The sequence below is a fragment of the Serratia nematodiphila DZ0503SBS1 genome, assembly GCF_000738675.1.
Lineage (GTDB): Bacteria > Pseudomonadota > Gammaproteobacteria > Enterobacterales > Enterobacteriaceae > Serratia > Serratia nematodiphila.
On the sequence record NZ_JPUX01000001.1, the window covers coordinates 4,418,811 to 4,437,264 of the forward strand.

Annotated in this window: 12 protein-coding genes; all 12 read right to left on the reverse strand. The window is 47.4% G+C overall.

The window, feature by feature from the left end:
- Nucleotides 1-58: 58 nt before the first annotated feature.
- Nucleotides 59-1,189, reverse strand: a complete 1,131-nt coding sequence (locus tag JL05_RS20480) for a glycosyltransferase family 4 protein (RefSeq protein WP_021504313.1) — start codon at nucleotides 1,187-1,189, stop codon at nucleotides 59-61.
- Entirely contained in the window at nucleotides 1,182-2,327 is a 1,146-nt protein-coding gene (locus JL05_RS25035; RefSeq protein WP_071826104.1) for a glycosyltransferase family 4 protein, read from the reverse strand. The genes JL05_RS20480 and JL05_RS25035 overlap by 8 nt, the downstream gene beginning before the upstream one ends.
- A 104-nt stretch (nucleotides 2,328-2,431) precedes the next feature.
- Complete coding sequence (locus JL05_RS20490; protein ID WP_033633502.1) at nucleotides 2,432-6,073, reverse strand: glycosyltransferase; 3,642 nt, start codon at nucleotides 6,071-6,073, stop codon at nucleotides 2,432-2,434.
- The gene (locus tag JL05_RS20495; RefSeq protein ID WP_033633503.1) at nucleotides 6,073-7,410 is read right to left on the reverse strand and encodes a class I SAM-dependent methyltransferase; all 1,338 of its coding nucleotides are present in this window, start codon (nucleotides 7,408-7,410) and stop codon (nucleotides 6,073-6,075) included. The genes JL05_RS20490 and JL05_RS20495 overlap by 1 nt, the downstream gene beginning before the upstream one ends.
- Nucleotides 7,407-8,624: an ABC transporter ATP-binding protein gene (locus JL05_RS20500; RefSeq protein ID WP_015377245.1), complete on the reverse strand. Its 1,218-nt coding sequence runs from the start codon at nucleotides 8,622-8,624 to the stop codon at nucleotides 7,407-7,409. The genes JL05_RS20495 and JL05_RS20500 overlap by 4 nt, the downstream gene beginning before the upstream one ends.
- Nucleotides 8,624-9,409: an ABC transporter permease gene (locus tag JL05_RS20505; RefSeq protein ID WP_033633692.1), complete on the reverse strand. Its 786-nt coding sequence runs from the start codon at nucleotides 9,407-9,409 to the stop codon at nucleotides 8,624-8,626. Before JL05_RS20505 ends, JL05_RS20500 begins: the two co-directional genes overlap by 1 nt.
- Nucleotides 9,410-9,420: 11 nt before the next feature.
- Nucleotides 9,421-10,794 (reverse strand): phosphomannomutase CpsG, encoded by a 1,374-nt coding sequence (gene cpsG / locus JL05_RS20510; protein ID WP_025302181.1) that lies wholly within the window; start codon nucleotides 10,792-10,794, stop codon nucleotides 9,421-9,423.
- A 14-nt stretch (nucleotides 10,795-10,808) separates the two neighbouring features.
- Nucleotides 10,809-12,221, reverse strand: coding sequence for a mannose-1-phosphate guanylyltransferase/mannose-6-phosphate isomerase (locus JL05_RS20515; protein WP_033633504.1), 1,413 nt, complete (start codon nucleotides 12,219-12,221; stop codon nucleotides 10,809-10,811).
- Between the two features lie 609 nt (nucleotides 12,222-12,830).
- A complete protein-coding gene (gene galE, locus JL05_RS20520) occupies nucleotides 12,831-13,847 on the reverse strand; it encodes a UDP-glucose 4-epimerase GalE (protein WP_015377241.1) in 1,017 nt (338 codons plus the stop codon).
- A 143-nt stretch (nucleotides 13,848-13,990) separates the two neighbouring features.
- Nucleotides 13,991-15,364: a phosphomannomutase CpsG gene (gene cpsG / locus JL05_RS25480; RefSeq protein WP_033633505.1), complete on the reverse strand. Its 1,374-nt coding sequence runs from the start codon at nucleotides 15,362-15,364 to the stop codon at nucleotides 13,991-13,993.
- A gap of 12 nt (nucleotides 15,365-15,376) precedes the next feature.
- Complete coding sequence (locus JL05_RS25485; protein ID WP_033633506.1) at nucleotides 15,377-16,801, reverse strand: mannose-1-phosphate guanylyltransferase/mannose-6-phosphate isomerase; 1,425 nt, start codon at nucleotides 16,799-16,801, stop codon at nucleotides 15,377-15,379.
- Between the two features lie 274 nt (nucleotides 16,802-17,075).
- Entirely contained in the window at nucleotides 17,076-18,452 is a 1,377-nt protein-coding gene (locus JL05_RS20535; RefSeq protein WP_033633507.1) for a TolC family outer membrane protein, read from the reverse strand.
- Nucleotides 18,453-18,454: the final 2 nt, after the last annotated feature.

Sequence of the window (18,454 nt, forward strand, 5' to 3'; positions counted from 1 at the left end):
GTGATTGGTGCGATAGGTCACATAACTCGTCTAAATTTACAGTAACCTGCCAGACCATTCAATCGGGCTTATTATGCCTTCCCAGCAGGGATTCGTAGATTTTCGCGTATGCCTCGACCATTTGTTTGGAGGTGAACATCTCTTCGTAGCGTTCATACGCCTTATTACCGAATGTCTCCGCCAACTTGGGGTTCTCCCAAAGCTTATCCATTGCCTTTCTCAATGCCGAAGGATCCGATGGAGGGATCACCAGTCCCGTCTGATCATTGACGTTGATAAAGGTAGTCCCTGTCCCTATTTCACTTGAAATCATGGGTTTTCGGTACATGGCACCTTCCAGTAGCGAAATGCCAAACGCTTCCGAGCGTAAATGTGACGGAAATACAATACCATAGCTCAGCGTCAGTAGTGCCGATTTATCCTCATCCGGCAATGCGCCAAGAAAATGAACGTTTTTCAGTCCCAAGTTCTGAGCCTGCTCACGTAATTCACTTTCGATCGGCCCGGCCCCTACGATCACGATAGGATAGTTTGCACCGATAGCCGCCTCTAGCAGTATATGTAATCCTTTATAATAGCGTAACGTGCCAATAAATAAGAAAAATGGTTGGCCGAGCTGACGCTGCCATTTTTCCAAGCGGCTCGGTTCTGGCACCGGATATGTCTCTTTATCCAGACCTATCGGAATCACAGAGACTTTATTTTTGAACGTTTCCAATACGTCACTGGTGGCCACATAGTTCGGTGATGTTGCTACGATGCAATCTATTTTACGCAAGAACAGGTGCATCAGTGGCTTATATAACCTAAGAAGGTTTTTTTGCCTGATAATATCAGAGTGATAACTAACCACTGTCGGCTTATTCACTCCCGAGAGGAAGTGTACAAGATCCATGTATGGCCATGGGAAATGATAGTGGATGATATCCGCTTGCTCGCTGAGCTCTTTAAATTTCTTTATGACGCGAAATGAAAATGGGTTAGATGCAATGCTGAAATCTTGTCTGACTTTATGAGCTGTATGCTGTGAAATAGTTTCGCAACTATCCTTATCTGCAGGCGTTACGGACAAAACATCCGTCGATATACCCTTCTCTACACCACCTTCAGCGAGTTGGTATATCACTTGCTCAATGCCGCCAAATGAGTCAGGATAATAGGTTTTATAAAAATGGAGTACTTTAATCATTATTAGTCAATTTTTGATAAACGTTTAAAGTTTGGCTAGTGCAATTTTTCCAGGAAAACGTTGCTGCATGTGACAAACCTAATGCAATTGCATCCTTTCTCCACGCTTCATCTGTCAGCCCTCTGATAATAAGCTGCGTTAATAAGCTGACATCCTCAGGAGAGTGAGTTAATGCCGCATCACCTGCGATTTCCGGCAAAGATGAACTGTTGGAACAAATCACCGGAGTTCCCGAGCTCATCGCTTCCAATACCGGAAGCCCAAAGCCTTCATAGTGTGATGGGAAAACAAACAGCCTGGCTGCAGAGTACAATAATGGCAATTCTTCTGCAGCCGCAAATCCCAGATACTTAAGCCATCCCTCACGCTGTCCTCGCTCTATTTCCTGCATAATGTCATCATTGCGCCATCCCTTATAGCCGGAGAGGACTAATGGATAACGGGCACGCAATCCGTCAGGTAGTTTTCTATAAGCATGAATAAGGGAAAGAATATTCTTCCTCGGCTCAATGGTACCAACGAATAAGGTGAAGGCTTTATAGCTTAAATCAAATTTTTTTAAAACTCCAGATACGTGTTCTACCTGACGAGGGTAAAAATCAGGCGAGCTTGCCAGATGAACCGTGTGGATTTTCTCAATTGGATAATCGAAATATTCATGAATCTCTTTACGAATATAGTTCGAGACCGTGATGAGACCATTCGCCCTCGACAATGCTTTCATCATTTCTTTCTTGGTATAACGATTCCTTTTAGGATCGAAACAGTGCTCCCATTTAAAAGGAGAAAGATCATGAAACGTTGCCACTGCAGGGCCGTCAAAAGGAGGGAGGAAATAATTAGGTCCATGAAAAAGGCAACGTTCGTAGCCACGCAGCGCCTTCTTTTTTAGTTGTGGCATAAGCAATCTGTAGGTCTCAATAGCCAATGAATTGCTCTGCACAATTTTTTTCAACCAGTGACTACTATCAGATGTATTTTTTGCCGTAGGTATGTTAGATAAAAAACGGGTACCGGAGAAAAAATTTAGTTCTTCAATTTCGTTGTGGCTTTGCAAGCCTTTTGCCAACTCATAGGTATAACGCCCTATGCCAGTCAACGGGAACTTGATAGGCTCAACGGAAAGAATTATTTTCATCTAAAGTCACATTCCATAGAATATCTATGCTTTCAACATAGTAGATTCAATGCAGTAGTAGAAATCACACCTACTGCATTGAATAAGGCTATAGCTAGAGGAGGTTATTTGAAATGTTTTGCTCTTAACAAGCCCGCACACATGTTTTCTAGCCGTCTGGCAACGGCATGATAATCATGCTGCTCGCACCACGCATCAGCACGTCGTTGCGTTTCAACTGCACTCGAAGAGTTTTTAACAATCTCAGAAATAATATCTGCAATACCTTCAGCAACATCCACTACGGAGGTTCCCTTCAATTTGAAGACAGCGTCACCAAGATCATCAAAAATAGCGAGCGGCGTCACTGCCACAGGTTTATGCGTCGCCATGCCGTAGCGAACGGCACCACTGGCCGATTCGCCGGTATTTTGATACGCGAAAACCAGCAGATCGGCGTCAGAGAGCAGACGTAAGCTTTCTTTATCATCAAGAAAATCGTTATGCATCTCTACCAGATCTTCAACCTTCAAATTAGCCGCAGTCTCTTTAAGCTCACGAACCAAAGCGGTGGATTCACTGACGGGGTATTCCGCATTGACCAACCTTAGTCGAATAGGGTTCCCCGCTTTTTTCAAATAGGCCACGGCTTCGATAAGTTCCTTCAACCCTTTATGCGGCAGGCAAAAACCATAGCTGGCAACCAAAGGCGGCAGATTGCGATGAGCAGTCGATGCCAGAGCGGGATAGTTAATCACGCCATGTGGGAACAGAGTTACATTATTGACTAATCCAAGCAACTTCAGGCGGTTGATATCAGCAATAGAATGAACCAGCAAACGGTCACACATTTTCAACGCGTCAGTCATTTCTGATAAACGGAAATTCCAATACGGCTCTTTTTCGATCGGATCAACCGTCGAATGCATGGCCATAACGATAACCCGTCCCGCCTGGTGATGCCTTTTGATAAAGGCCGATAACTCGCGGTGGTTAAAGAATCCATAGTTAAACTGGATGACCAAGGTGTTCAGATTCAGGGTTTCAATTTGAGTATCTAAAGCATCAAGGTAATTGTCTTCTTTTCCAACAACCCAACTCCTCAGAACGTTACCTTCGTCCGCGTGTACCAGATCATTTGCTGTCGGTGCAAAAATCACAATTTGGTCGCTGGGCATGTCAGCTACCAAATGTTGGGAATAGGTGGCGATGCCGCATTTGGTATTCCACGTCGAGAGCCAGCCAATGCGGGGTTCCACTTGAGCGACGTCAAAATGCTTACGCAATTCGCCTACCGCAGCCTTTGATCGCTGCGCAACCGAGCTCCAGGTAAACTGACTAAGTATCAGTTCACGCCCTTTTGCTGCCATTGCCGATAGTTGCTTTTTGTCAGTCGCCGCCGCCTGCGCCATCGCCTCGGCCAGTTTATCAATATCGGCATGCACCCATGATGAAGAAAACAGGCCAAAATGGGTCTTCGCGCGTTCAAAACGATAATCAACCAGCCATGAATTTTCCTGCGTGCAAAAATCAAGCTGCCCGCTCCAACCAGTGGTGATAGCGGGTAAACCGCTCAACATCGCCTCCGCAATCGGCAAACCAAATCCTTCAGCACAGCTTGCCGCCACCAAGACATCACACTGTTCATAGAGCGCTTTCAGCTCTTGTTCCGGCATATCTTGTTCGATAATAATGACATGGGGATAATTGACGTGCCGCTTCTGAGCTTGCGTTAGCCATGCCTGAATTTCATTGTGCGGGTTAGGGAAAGTTTTGATGACCAGGGAAACATCATCCTCTCCGGTAAAAGCGGCGCCATAGGCCGCCAGCATCGCCTGAACCCCCTTCCGCGGGAAGCACGAAGAAACATGCAGGAATTTGAATGCCTTGGCGTTCAGTTGCGGAGGATTGGCTGACTGAATCCGCTCCCAGTGCTCGCAACCATTCCCGACATTAAAAACGGGAACTTTAGTACCATTATCAATCAATACTTTGCGCACATGTTCTGAAGTGCAAAGGATCGCATCCAATTCACGGTTGAAATTATTGATCCAACCTTGTGGAAAGCCACTTTCTTCCCATGCATAGCAATGCAAAAGCTTCACATCCGCAGCCATGTTGCTGACACGTGGCGGATAGATATTGCGGCTCAATACATTAACCTGCTGCTCACTCCGCTGCTGCAAACGCGAATGGAATGCCTTCAAATCCGCATTACTTTCATCACTCAGGAAGGTTTCATTTGGAGCAAAGTCGCCAGGCCCTTCCGTTGAATGCAGCAGAACGTCAACATTGTCGCGACTGAGTGCTCGCGCGAATTCTCGATTTACCAAAGCCAGGCTATAGGAGCTGTCAAAAGGTCCTTCAACGCGCCAAGAGAGAGACTCTAGCGCAATGCCTTGCAACTCGAGTCTTTTGGCATTTCTATCCATCGCCTCAGCGGTTGACCGCAGATCGTTATCCGAAGGCTCTTCACGACATTTGATCGAGGAAACGGCGGAGATCAATTGCGATGACGTTACCGATTCAAACTCCACATCTCCGGCCTCAGCAACTAACCGCTCAAAACGAGACAAGGCGATAGTTCCCGCCTTATCCCACGAAAACTTGGCGGATTGCTCCAAAGCGTGTTTCTTTAATTGAGCGAGGAAAACGTCATCGCTTAAAGCCTGTTGAAGCTTGTCTCTTATTGACTCAACAGAATAGGGATCAAACAGCGCATCGGCATAACCGATCACTTCCGGGATACTGGTGACGTTAGAACCGATTGTCGCCGCACCGCACGTCATGGCCTCCAGAATCGGTAATCCAAAGCCTTCATGCAACGAAGCAAAGACAAACAACTTGGCCAACTGATAAAACACGACCAGATCCTGTTCCGATACATATCCAGTCAGAACCATCTCGTCATCACGCAGTTGTTGATTACGCGCGATGGAATGCAGATAACTGCGATCGCTGTCCGATAGCTTACTAACGATAACCAGTTGATTTTTTTCACGCAATTCAGGCGTTAATTTGCTGTAAGCCTCAATCAACCTCTTGAAGTTTTTACGGGAGTCAAAACCGCCAGGAGCATAAAGTACGACATCACGGGTAATGCCATATTTCTCTTTTAATTCAGAAAAATTATTAGCGGAAATCTCGCTGATATCAAAATGTTCTTCGGTCGCCGCCGAAATCGTGCACACTTTGCTTTCGGGAATATCCAACCACTCAATCACCTCCGAAGAAGTATAGTCCGAGTTGGTCAGCAGCAGATCCGCGTTCTTCAACCAATTGATTTTCTTTAAATAATAATCTTTATAAACGTCATCTTGCAGGTAAACATCCGCTTGTACCAAAGGGATTAGATCGTGATGCAACACCGCCACTTTAGTTTTTGGCGTTAATTTAGCGATCGACGTCACCGCATTATCTACATGCCCTTCGAACAAACTGGTTATAAAAACGACATCAGGTTTAAGATTATGTAAGAAGGCTTCACGCACATATTCCGCACACTCACTGCGCCAAGCATTGTTTCTATCCATCGCTCTGACAGGGCCAGGCGCATACCAGATAACGATATTTTCGGCCGGCACTAAGCGAGCAAATTGCGCTTTAAGTTCAGCGATGGTTTCGGGAAACAGCGCAGACAAAGCAATAAAAATTTCGTGTTGACTGTTATTACGGACGATTGCCTTTGCAATCGAAAGAGTATAACGGCCAATCCCCCGAAAACGGCTTTCCGTTTGTGCTCCTTGCAGGTCAATAACAATACGCATTATGAATCCCCGTGTTTCTTATTATTTATTCTCTTTAGCTGCTCATATATATCGATAGCTCTGCTCGTCATATTTTCCTTATACACAACATGACGTTCATTCGCCATAAGATCGGCGTGATAGTCAGGCGCGGAAATTAAAACCCGTCGGAAAACAGATTGCAGAAATCGGTAAGCACCCAGCTTTCTAGCGCTGGAAAGAATGAATGCTTTGAATTTAGGATGTTCATGGAATAAAGCCAGAGCCGTATTTATTCCCTTTCTCAAAACCTTTTTGGCTGCTTTGCGAGCTCGAGTTTTAACGCCTTGCTCACGCACCGCTTTAAATTGATATGAAACCCAACGCAATGGGGAGGTCACACGCCAGGAATTGCTGGTATGCGCATCAAAAAGCTGTTGTTGCAGACTCTGATTGTTAGCATGCACGTCAATGAGCTGCTGCTGTAGGCTTTGATTATTAGCATGTACAGCCATCAGCTCTTGATGTGACTTGTCCAATTGGTGCTGAAAACGCTCCAATTGGTTACTCACTTCGTGGAACTTCACTGTCTGCGCACGCAACGCCGTGTTCATTCGCTTAAACTCGTTATTCAAGCGTAGGTCATAGCGATCGCTTAAGCCGTCGAGAGTAACCCCATATTCTTTATCAAAATAGGCGTCCAACTCACCGACAATCGATGCCTCACCCTCTTTTTGGGCAATCATGCTATAGTCTGGGCTGACACCTTTCAACACATCGACCAAATATACCGATGTCTCTTCGTCTCTCAGTGCCGCTTTTTCCTGCAAACGCAGTATTTTAGTTCTCAGAAAACCGTAATAGTTCGGAATGAATTCGAGCAACGCTGGAGGCAGCGGATGGTTGTGCGTCGGATCCATATAAAAAGAACAGGTTCCAACGCTTACATTTTCGGGGTTTGGCGTCTCCAGAATCAGCAAACCACCGGGTTTAAGCACCCGCAACGCCTCTTTCACCAAAGACTGTAAAAACTCGAAGGGCAGATGTTCTGCGATATGAAAACCGGTGATGGCCAGTAGACTGCCGTCCTCCTGCTGCTGGAGGAAATCCAGGCAGTCCATTTTCTTCACGTTCAGCCCAACCTGCAAAGCACGTTCGAGCATACCATCATCGAGATCAACCCCCATGGCAGGAATAGCATTATCTCGTAAGATCTCGAGCCATTCTCCACGCCCACAGCCAACATCGACAACTTCAGCTGAAGGGTAAATTTTTGCCAACGCCATAATGAAAGGAAGATATACAGATAAGCGTTGTTTGATATCTTGCACGCTCCCCCGATGTTTTTCCTCAAAAACGCGATAAAAATTACCACTCATTCAAAAATCTCCAACTTAGGGGGCAACCAAGCTACTCCAATAAAATCTTTCTCGTTTGAATTAACAACGTTGAAAACAACCGCCAGATCGCGCCATTCGTAATTTTTTCCAACATGAGTTCCTGCCGTATGTAACGCTACGGCAACCGAGTAAGACCCAACCCCCAAATTGGCAGAGAACGCAAATGAAAAGGTTCTCGATTCATTCTCTTTCAAATCGAATAATGGCTGTTTCAGGTGATGAGTATTGGTACCAAAAACCGGCTGTCCCAATCGGTCTTTAATCAAATATCCCACGACAAGTTCAGGAACAGCCTCATTGACATGCACCTTCACCTGAAGGTTGACAGGTTGCCCTACCGCTACCACCTCAATACTTTCACCTTCGGTACTAAGAAGACTAATATCGGTAATAGTTGCCTCGCCTGAGCCAGAGAGCGTCTGCAATTTTCCATTATTTTCAACCTGACGAATCGACACATTTTGCTTATCAGCGAGTAGGGCATTATAGTAATCCATTACTGCTTCAGGCTCACCCTCCATTTCTACTCTGCCTTTGTTAAGCAAAATAGCTCTATCACATATGCTTTGGATCGCTTGTTTGTCATGTGACACGAGCAAGAGGGTGGTTCCTAGCTTGCGAAACTCACGTATCCGCTCGAAACTCTTATGCTGAAAATAAGCGTCACCAACAGATAAGGCCTCATCAACAATCAAAATATCCGGGCGAATCGCTGTTGCAACGCTAAATGCCAATCGAACTTGCATACCGCTTGAGTAAACACGAACCGGTTGATCGATATAATCACCGATCTCAGCGAACGCCTCGATTTCCGGCATAAGTTCCGTAATTTTTTCGACGGACATACCCAGCAGTTGCCCTGACATATAAACGTTTTGGCGCCCGGTAAAATCCGAGTGAAAGCCCATGCCGAGCTCCAATAATGCCGCAACTCGACCGTCGAGAGCAATTTCGCCACAGGTTGGTTTCGCTGTGCCAGTAATCAATTTCAGTAATGTACTTTTACCGGCGCCGTTAATACCAATAATGCCTAACGCCTCACCAGGCTCAACATGAAAACTGATGTTCTGCAGGATCCATTTTAGTTTATGTTTGACGGTATTAAATGGCGAAATCCACTCAAGCAGACGCCCTGTCTTAGAGGCATACTGTTTGTATGCCTTGCCAACATTATGTACTTTTATGTAACTCATTATAACTCGTCCACCATATCTGCAGCGTGTTTCCTGAATAATCTCATACCAAACGCACAGAAAATTATGGCCAGAACCAATACTGGCCATAATGAGTACCAGTTAGGTTGCTGTTGGTATGCAAATATTGACTGGTATGCTTGCATAACTCGGGCCATTGGATTGTACATCAGCGATGTTCTGGCCCATTCAGGCAGCGAATTTAATACATAAACGATGGGTGTGAACCAGAACCAGAATTGCAATAATACGCCAACAAACTGCCCAACGTCCCGGAAGAAAACGTTCATCACGCCCAATGTCATACCCAGACCGACGGTGAACAGAACTTGCAGAGCCAAAACGGGTAAGACGGAGAAGAATAAAACCCCGGGAAAGTTTCCGGTAAAAACAAGAAAAATTAAAAACAGGCTAAATATAATGGCGAAGTTTAAAATCGCAGACGCGGTCACAATGACCGGCAAGCAAATCTTTGGGAAACTGAGCTTTTTTATTAAGTTAGCATTAGTAATGAAGACACTTTGGCTTTTATCAAGAATTTCAGTAAATAATCCCCACGTCAGCACCCCAGAGCAAAGATAAATACTATAGGCAAAAGGACCTGAATTATCAGGCATCCGTGCCTTCATCACTTCTGAGAATACCAGTGTATATACCAAAATCATCGCTAACGGCTGCAATACCAGCCATAAAGCTCCCAACATGCTGGTTTGGTAACGGGACTGAAAGTCCCGCTTAATACTGCTCCAAATAAAACCCCGGTAACCATAGATGGCTAATAACATTTCTTTCATCGTTATTCTCCGCCTAAGAGCGCCAGAATCTCTTTAGTTTTTTTCTGCATCAATTCAACATCCCCTTTTGACTCAACATTCAAACGTACAACAGGTTCAGTATTCGATGTCCGCAGATTAAAACGCCATTCATTGAATTCAAGGCTGATACCATCTGTCATGTCAAAAGCCACGGCATCATCTTTGTAAACGCCTAAAACACGCTCAATGGCAGCTTTAGCATCAGGCAATTTGCGATTAATCTCACCAGATGCTGGATACGCTTCCATACGATCCTTCACTAGCTGACTCAACACACTGCCTTTAACTGAAAGTAAACCCGCTACCAATAGCCATGGAATCATACCGCTGTCACAATAAGCGAAATCACGGAAGTAATGGTGCGCACTCATCTCGCCACCATAGATAGCATCTTCTTTGCGCATGCGCTCCTTGATAAAGGCATGCCCCGTTTTGGACATAACAGGGATGCCACCAGCTTGGGTAACGATATCGATGGTATTCCATGACAGACGAGGATCATGAATAATCTTGGAGCCAGGGTTGGCTTGCAGGAAAGCTTCTGCCAATAGGCCAACGATATAGTAGCCCTCGATGAAAGCGCCCTTCTCATCAAACAGGAAACAACGATCGAAATCACCGTCAAAAGCAATTCCCATATCCGCCTGATGCTCAAGCACGGCTTTTGCTGTGTCATCCCGACATTCAGGTAATAACGGGTTAGGGATACCGTTAGGGAAATTCCCATCAGGTTGATGATGAACCTTTACAAAGGTAACGGGAATATTTTCTTGCTGGAAACGTCGCTCTATTTCGTCGATAACATGGCCTGCAGCACCATTTCCAGAGTTAATGACCAACTTCATTGGCTTCAATGCTGTTGCATCAATATACTTCAGCAAATGATCTACATAATCGGTGAGAATGGATATTTGTTGATAACTACCACGTTTATCCTTCACTACCGCAGGAAACGTATTTTCTTCCGCTAATTTTTTAATCGCAAATAAACCGGTATCACCACTAATCGGCTGAGCATTTGCTTTAACCAGTTTCATACCATTATAATTCATTGGATTGTGGCTAGCAGTAACTTCAATGCCGCCATCCATATTCAAATGGAAAGTGGCAAAATAGACTTCTTCAGTGCCACTCATACCAATGTCATATACGTCAACACCAGCATCCTGCAATCCGTTGGCGAGAGCCACTTTAAGAGACTCGCTGGTCAGCCGTACATCGCCACCTACGATAACGCGCTGAGGTTTCAGGTATTCGCCATAAGCTCGGCCGATACGATAGGCAATATCCTCATTCAGCTCTTCACCTAGTTGACCACGGATATCATACGCTTTAAAACAAGTTAAGGCACTCATTAAAACCTCAAAAATTAGCAACGACCGTAATGATCTTTAATACGGATAATGTCATCATCACCTAAATAAGAGCCTGACTGAATCTCAATCAGCTCCAAAGGAATACTTCCGGGATTTTCTAAACGGTGGACAACCCCAATTGGAATGAATGTCGACTGATTTTCTGTAAGTAAGAACGTTTTATCCCCCGTTGTTACTTTAGCCGTACCAGAAAGAACCACCCAGTGTTCCGTGCGGTGATGGTGCATTTGCAGAGAAAATGCTTCCCCGGGATTAACGGTGATACGATTGACATTAAAACGCTTTTCAGCAACCAAAATATCGCAAATACCCCATGGTCGATAAACCTCGCGGTGTCTTCGATATTCACTCCGCTTATGTTTTTTCAGATACTCAACAACTTTTTTAACGTCCTGAACTTTCGACTTATCAACCACGAGAACGGCATCTTTAGTGTTAACAATAACCAGATTATCTACGCCAACAGCCGCAACTAATTTTTCATCAGTATTGATATAGCAATCACGGGTATTATGCAGGAAAGTGTCGCCGGTCAATGCATTACCAGCCCCATCTTTCTGGCTGACTTCCCATAATGCAGACCATGAGCCGACATCACTCCAACCGGCATCCAGCGGGATCATGACCGCATCTTGTGTTTTTTCCATTACCGCATAATCGACCGACTCGTCTGGGCAACTCGCAAAGGCGTCGCGATTGACATTGATAAAGTTTTTGTCACATTCGGTATCATCCAGCGAGCGGCGACAGGCAGCCAGGATATCGGGACGGAATGCCTCCAGTTCCTCCAGGTAACGCTTGGCACGGAACATGAACATACCACTGTTCCAAAAATATTCACCGGAGTCGACATAAGCCTGAGCGGTTGCGAGATCAGGTTTCTCAACAAAACGTTTTACGTTAGCGGCCACCGCTTTATCATCGCAGCACTCTCCACGCTGGATGTAACCATAACCAGTTTCTGGACCTGTCGGCACAATACCAAACGTAACCAGGCTTTTTTCCGCTGCGTAAGGCAATGCTGCTTCGATCGCCTGGTGGAAAACATTCACATCCTTGATGATATGGTCTGCTGCCAATACCAGCATGATGGGATCGTTACCTGCTGCGGTAGCATTCAATGCAGCCAGAGCAATCGCTGGCGCAGTATTTCTGCCAATGGGCTCCAGGATAATGTTGTGTGACAACATATCAATTTGACGCAGCTGTTCAGCCACCATAAAACGGTGGTCTTCGTTGCAGATTACAACAGGCTCACCGATCTCCACGCCATCGAGTCGTTTCAACGTTTCCTGAAGCATTGAATTTACGCTGTGCAAGCGCAAAAACTGCTTAGGGTGGAGTTCTCGTGACATCGGCCATAAACGGCTACCAGTACCGCCTGCCATAATTACAGGTAATAACATTTTTTGTCCTTATGACGCTAAAAATATATAAAGCTTTAAATACAATATGTTAAGTTAGGTCACACCAATACATAACGTTCAATCATCGCGCTTACTATTGCCTTATGCAGTGCTTAGATGAAGGCCAAACAGCAACGAAGGGCATTTCGCTGGCAGTGATAATACAGGAGATTACTCAACCTCTCACGGTGACGAAGGCCTGCAAAAATCACGCTACCGCCCTTGGCTCAACAGCTACCAACCGACTGATCTTGCTTTTGAATTTTATCCATGGCCAAAACTCGCCACACTGTTGTACCTCGCATATGGCACAAAAAGCCATACTCGTGTCCCCCCCTGTCAGGTATAGGGGACGGATATAATAAATATTTTTGCTGCGTATGCTACCACCTTAACCATCAAAACACCTGTAGATTATCCGCTTTTTCAGGCTTATCTGAGATGAACGCTCACTCAGCACCCGAAAAGGGCTTAACCCGTGTAACAATCGCGATCGCATTGTTAAATACGTTATAATATTTAAAGAATGTGTATCCTGGTGGGATGCATGATTGCGATCGCAAACCGCAATCATGATCTAACAAAGAGAGGGAGCTTATCTGTAAGGTATTACTTTTGGTAACCTTGTGGATTAGTGCGCTGCCAATTCCAAGTATCGCGCATCATATCATCAATGCCTCGGCTGACTTTCCATCCCAGCTCCTGATAAGCCAGATCGGCATTGGCCCAGAAAGCAGGCAGGTCGCCATCACGACGTGGCAAGATCTGATAAGGGATCGTTACGCCTGACGCTTTCTCAAACGCCTGAACCATCGCCAGCACCGAATGCCCTACGCCAGCCCCAAGGTTGTAGGCCTTAAATCCATTGATCTTTGGCAGATGATCCATCGCCTTCAGGTGGCCTTCGGCCAGGTCCATGACATGGATGTAATCGCGTTCTCCCGTTCCATCGTTTGTCGGATAATCCCCACCGAAAATACCCAGCTTCTCCAGCTTGCCGATAGCCACTTGTGAGATGTACGGCAGCAGGTTATTGGGAATGCCATTGGGATCTTCACCAATCAAACCGGACTCGTGAGCACCTACCGGATTAAAATAACGCAAGGCGATAATCGAGAACTGAGGCTCTGCTTTAGCGAAATCTTGCAGGATCTGCTCCACCATCAACTTTGATGTCCCATAAGGGCTGGTTGTCCCGCCGATCGGTGTCGTCTCTACATAAGGTACCGGCGAATTGGCACCATAGACAGTGGCAGAAGAGCTAAAGATAAAGTCGTGCACGCCGGCACGACGCATAGCATCCAACAACACCAGCGTGCCGGTAACGTTATTCTGATAATACTCCAGCGGCTTGCGCGTTGACTCCCCTACCGCCTTAAGACCGGCGAAATGGATCACGGCAGTGATCTCATGAGCGCCAAAGATGCGCTGCAGGCATTCGGCATCCTGAACGTCTCCCTGATGGAACTCTGCGGCTTTCCCCGACAGTTTCTCCACCCGCTGCAATGACTCCGCAGATGAGTTGGACAAATTATCCAACACCACGACGTCCTCGCCACGCTCCAGGAGCGATAGCACGGTGTGTGATCCGATGTAACCAGCACCACCGGTAACTAAAATTGCCATATCCCCCCCTTATACTTCGCAACATTCTTGATTCGACAAAAACGCCCTTATCGATACCGGGCGCATCATACAACCTTCTGGGCGTACCATGAAGAGAGAGCGGTAAAACCGCTCTCATCCTAGACTATTCAATGTATTAATCGTTAAATTTGTGCACCGAGCAACGCCAAAATCTCATCGGTCTTCGCTTGCATCAGCGCAACATCGGCGCGCGATTCGACATTAAGACGCACAACAGGTTCCGTATTGGAGGAACGCAGGTTGAAACGCCAGTTTGCGAACGACATGCTGATGCCATCGGTATAGTCTACCTCATCCGCTTGCGCCAAATAGTATTGCTTGACGCTTTCAATGGACACGGCCGGCTGTGTCAGTTTGATATTGATCTCACCGGAAGACGGGTAGGCGGCAATGCGATCCTGTACCAGTTGCCCCAAAGTTTGTCCTTTCACACTGACCAGTTCGGCAACCAACAGCCACGGGATCATGCCGCTGTCACAATAAGCAAAATCACGGAAATAGTGGTGGGCGCTCATCTCACCGCCATAAATGGCGTCTTCCGCACGCATGCGTTCCTTAATGAAAGCATGGCCGGTTTTCGACATCACGGGCACGCCACCCGCATCGGTGACCACATCGACGGTATTCCAACTCAGACGCGGGTCGTGGATGATCTTCGCTCCCGGCTGTTTCTGCAGGAAGGCTTCCGCCAGCAAGCCGACGATGTAATAACCCTCAATGAAATCGCCTTTTTCATCGAACAGGAAGCAGCGATCGAAATCGCCGTCGAACGCGATCCCCATATCAGCGCCATGCTCACGCACCGCATCGGCGGTATCCGCGCGACATTCAGGCAGCAAAGGGTTGGGAATACCGTTAGGGAAAGCCCCGTCCGGCTGGTGATGCACCTTGATAAACTCCAACGGCACGCCCCGCGCCTTGAGTTGCGCCTCGATGGCATCAATCACATGCCCTGCCGCACCGTTGCCCGAGTTGAGCACCAGCTTCAACGGCTTGAAGTTTTTCACGTCGACGTAAGACAGTATGTGCTCTACATAAGCCCCCAATACGTCCTGGCGGACATAGCTACCGCGCGTTGCTGCCGGCGCCTGAAAGTGATTTTTCTCCGCCAGTTCTTGAATCGCTCGTAGCCCGGTATCGCCGCTGATTGGGCGAGAGCCTTCGCGCACTAACTTCATGCCATTGTAATCGATAGGATTATGGCTGGCGGTCACTTCCACGCCACCATCGGTTTTTAAATAGGTTGTGGCGAAATAGATTTCTTCGGTACCGGTTAAACCGATGTCTATCACATCAGTGCCAGAATCCTGTAAACCTTTCGCCAGCGCCAGTTTCAGGCTTTCACTGGTCAACCGCACATCGCAGCCCAACACGATCCGTTTGGGCTTCAAAAACTCGCCATAGGCACGCCCAATACGATACGCGATGTCCTCATTCAGCTCTTCGCCCAGCTTTCCCCGGATGTCATAAGCTTTAAAACACGTCAATTTTTGCATTACCAAACCCTGTTAAACTCTGCCATAGCGATCTTGCAAACGCTCAATATCATCTTCTTCCAGATAGCGCCCCGACCTGACCTCGATCATTTCCAAATCGATTTTTCCCGGGTTTTCTAGCGTATGGACACTGCCCGCAGGAATGAAGGTAGACTGATTTTCCGACAAGAAGAACTCTTGATCATCAACGTTAACTCTTGCTGTCCCACTCACAACGATCCAATGTTCGGCACGGTGGAGATGGCGTTGCACCGACAACCCCTCCCCTGGCCGCACAATGATTTTCTTCACCTGGAAGTGCGTGCCGCTGTCGATGTCGCAAATCTTGCCCCAGGGCCGGTAGGCGGTGGAATGTTGGCGAAAATGATGAAGATTGCGCTTTTTAAGCTCATCAACCACTTTCTTTACATCCTGTACTTTATCCTTATGAGCGATCAGCAAGGCGTCAGTGGTGTTGACCACGATCAGGTTTTCCAACCCAATGGTTGCCACCAACGCAGACTCCGAAGAGATGTAATTGTCACTGGAGTCGATCGAAATAACGTCACCCACATTGACATTGCCCAACGGATCTTTCTCGGAAACGTTCCACAATGAAGACCAAGAGCCGACGTCGCTCCAGCCGGCATCAATGGGAATCACTACGGCATCACGCGTTTTTTCCATCACCGCATAGTCGATGGAATCACTTGGACAGTGTTTGAAGATGTCTTGCTCAACCCGGATAAAATTCATGTCGCGTTGGCTCTTAACCACAGACTGCTGGGTTGTGCTAAAGATGTCGGGGCTGAACTGCCGCAATTCCTGTAAGAACTTGGCGGTCTTGAACATGAACATACCGCTGTTCCAACTATAATCTCCGCTGGCGAGGTATTCGACCGCTTTCTCCAAACGTGGTTTTTCCACGAATGCATCAACCTTGAAACAATCATTGGACAGGTGACTGCCGCGTTTGATGTAGCCGTACCCGGTTTCCGGATGTTCCGGAATAATGCCAAACGTGACCAGATGGTTATTGCCTGCAAACGAGATAGCCGTTTGGATCGCCGCGTGAAAATTATCGACCTTCGTGATCAGATGATCTGCAGCCAGCACCAAGAGCATGCTGTCTTCGTCTTCTTCCGCTGCAAGATGAGCGGCTAACGCCACTGCCGGCGCAGTATTGCGCCCTACGGGCTCTAAAATGATATTGGTCGCTAATTGTCCGATTTCACGCAATTGCTCGGCAACCAAAAAACGATGTTCCTCATTGCAAATGACCAAAGGAGCGGCAATTTCAATACCGCCCAGCCCCGACAAGCGCTGTAACGTCTGTTGCAGCAGGCTCATCCCACTGTCATCAATAGAAAGAAACTGTTTAGGGAACGATTCTCGCGACATCGGCCACAGACGGCTCCCAGCACCGCCGGCCATAACCACAGGGATTAATTTGGACATTATCTACCCTTTACTCCGCCATCTTTCCTAAACGAAGACGCTACACGTCACTGACGTCATCATTCTAAAATTCATACGATCATCAACCCATCGCCGCGTTTTTGCTAAAAGTATCAATTCCTCTAACCTACAGCCCTTTACAGGAATGATGTTCAGAAATAAACCCGACGAGTAAAAACACAGGAGGAACAACCTGCCGATAACATAACGTATTAACGAAAAAAGAGCAGCATAGCGCTGCTCTTTCAGATTAATGCTCATAGTGAATATGTTGCTAACGACTGCGAGCAAAATACTGCGCGACCCGCATAACGTCTTTTTCATCCAACGTACCGGAGTCGCTCAGCAAGGTGATCCATGATTTGATGTAGGCGTACTTGGCGGAGGCCAGATCGCGTTGGGCGCTATAGAGCTGCTGTTCGGCGTTGAGCACATCGACGTTGACGCGTTGCCCGGCCAGCACGCTCTGCCGAGTCGCCGTCACCTGTGTAGTAGCCGATTGTACCGCCAATTCATAGGCCGCTACCTTGGCGCGGCTGCTGATGCACAAATTGTATTGCTTGCGCAGATCGTTGAGCGTGGTGCCCGTCTGTGCATCCATTTCATACATCGCCTGGCCATAGCGCGCCGCCGCCTGCCGGGTCGACGCCGAAACGCCGCCGCCGGAATAAATAGGCATGCTGACCTGCACGCCGATGCTGTCGGTACGGTATTTCTGGTTAACCGTATTATCGCTGCTGGAGTCGTTTTCCGAATGCGAAGCATACAGCTGAACCTGAGGCATAAAGCCCGCACGATTCCTTTCGACATCATACTTGGCGGCATCCACGCCATGACGCGACGCGGCCAGCACCGGGTTGTTCTCCAGCGCGATCTTCTGCCAATCTTCGAACCTGGACGGGATCAGCGGTGCCACCTTGAACTTGCCCGGCCGCAAAACCTGCAATTCATCCAGTTGGTTCAGCGGCATACCGATAATCACTTCCAGCTCGCGCTGTGCGGCGTCCAGCGCGTCGCGCGCTTCAATTACCTGCGCTTCGGCCAGGCTGTAGCGCGCCTGGGTTTCCGATACGTCGGTAATGGTGCCTTCACCCGCGCTCATCAGGCGATCGTTCAAGGTCAGCTGTTCCTTGTAAGCCGCCTTTTGCGCTTCGGCCAACGCGATTTGATCCTTGGAATAGGCGACTTCGACATAGGCGTTAATCACCCTAACAGCGAGATCCAGCAACTTGCCGCGATAGCGCTCGTCCGACATCATCGTCTGTGCCACACCGGCTTTGTAGCGCGCGTACGCTTCATAGTCGAATAGCGGCTGCGTCAGCGTGATCGAACTGGAATAACTGCGATATTGCTGCCGCCGGGTGACCTCCGAAACATTGCCGAAAAAGTCGCTCTGCGGGTACTTTTGCGTCTGCCAGTTGCGCGGCGAATTCTGATAGTTCAGCGATACCTTCGGCAGCAGCCCCGCCCTGCCGATGTTTTCGTTTTCATCTCCCGCCTCTTTCTCTTTTATAGCCGCCCGGAAAGTCGGGTCCTTCTCTAATGCCAGCGAATATGCGTCTAAAATCCCTATCGAATAAACCGGCGCAGATATCGCAAACAAAAGGGTGCCGATAACCAGACCGGCAGCCTGTCGTTTTGATTGAATCAAAA

Bases quoted from the DNA above. Each gene is read 5' to 3' on its own strand.
- JL05_RS20480 (WP_021504313.1), bottom strand. From the start codon at position 1,189: ATGATTAAAGTACTCCATTTTTATAAAACCTATTATCCTGACTCATTT.
- JL05_RS25035 (WP_071826104.1), bottom strand. From the start codon at position 2,327: ATGAAAATAATTCTTTCCGTTGAGCCTATCAAGTTCCCGTTGACTGGC.
- JL05_RS20490 (WP_033633502.1), bottom strand. From the start codon at position 6,073: ATGCGTATTGTTATTGACCTGCAAGGAGCACAAACGGAAAGCCGTTTT.
- JL05_RS20495 (WP_033633503.1), bottom strand. From the start codon at position 7,410: ATGAGTGGTAATTTTTATCGCGTTTTTGAGGAAAAACATCGGGGGAGC.
- JL05_RS20500 (WP_015377245.1), bottom strand. From the start codon at position 8,624: ATGAGTTACATAAAAGTACATAATGTTGGCAAGGCATACAAACAGTAT.
- JL05_RS20505 (WP_033633692.1), bottom strand. From the start codon at position 9,409: ATGTTATTAGCCATCTATGGTTACCGGGGTTTTATTTGGAGCAGTATT.
- cpsG (WP_025302181.1), bottom strand. From the start codon at position 10,794: ATGAGTGCCTTAACTTGTTTTAAAGCGTATGATATCCGTGGTCAACTA.
- JL05_RS20515 (WP_033633504.1), bottom strand. From the start codon at position 12,221: ATGTTATTACCTGTAATTATGGCAGGCGGTACTGGTAGCCGTTTATGG.
- galE (WP_015377241.1), bottom strand. From the start codon at position 13,847: ATGGCAATTTTAGTTACCGGTGGTGCTGGTTACATCGGATCACACACC.
- cpsG (WP_033633505.1), bottom strand. From the start codon at position 15,364: ATGCAAAAATTGACGTGTTTTAAAGCTTATGACATCCGGGGAAAGCTG.
- JL05_RS25485 (WP_033633506.1), bottom strand. From the start codon at position 16,801: ATGTCCAAATTAATCCCTGTGGTTATGGCCGGCGGTGCTGGGAGCCGT.